The sequence below is a fragment of the Pseudomonas sp. 2995-3 genome, from assembly GCF_002742565.1.
Taxonomy (GTDB): Bacteria; Pseudomonadota; Gammaproteobacteria; order Pseudomonadales; family Pseudomonadaceae; genus Aquipseudomonas; species Aquipseudomonas edaphica.
In genome coordinates this window covers 1-332 of record NZ_LJSB01000076.1, presented here as the reverse complement: position 1 = coordinate 332, position 332 = coordinate 1, and the positions used below count along the sequence as shown (strand labels likewise).

General features: G+C 36.1%; 1 protein-coding gene. It reads left to right on the top strand.

Going from position 1 to position 332, the window contains the following annotated elements:
* Positions 1-332: hypothetical protein (locus AOA62_RS31705; protein WP_158235116.1), on the top strand; the 332-nt coding region annotated here is incomplete at both ends.

The window sequence follows — 332 nt, the reverse complement described above, 5'->3', positions numbered from 1 at the left end:
ACTGAAGTGTATACTACAATAATCGAGGCGAAGGGGTTGTTACGGTATGATATAACAATCTCCAATCTCGGAGACACCAAGTATGAAAGCGACTTTGATTATCCTGGACACCACCCTTTTGGCTTTGAAATTACCATTAAACCAAATGATGACCTAGAGATTTTAATGGAAATGGAGAAAGGTACATCATTCAAAAAAATGAAGTCCATTAGTGGTGGTGGAGCTGGTGTTTTTGAAGCTAATTCTGAATCAAAATTTCATATAGAATATCAAATAAAAGAAGGAGTAGACTTCAAAAAAGTAGAGGAAAAGGCTTACGACGGTATTCTACT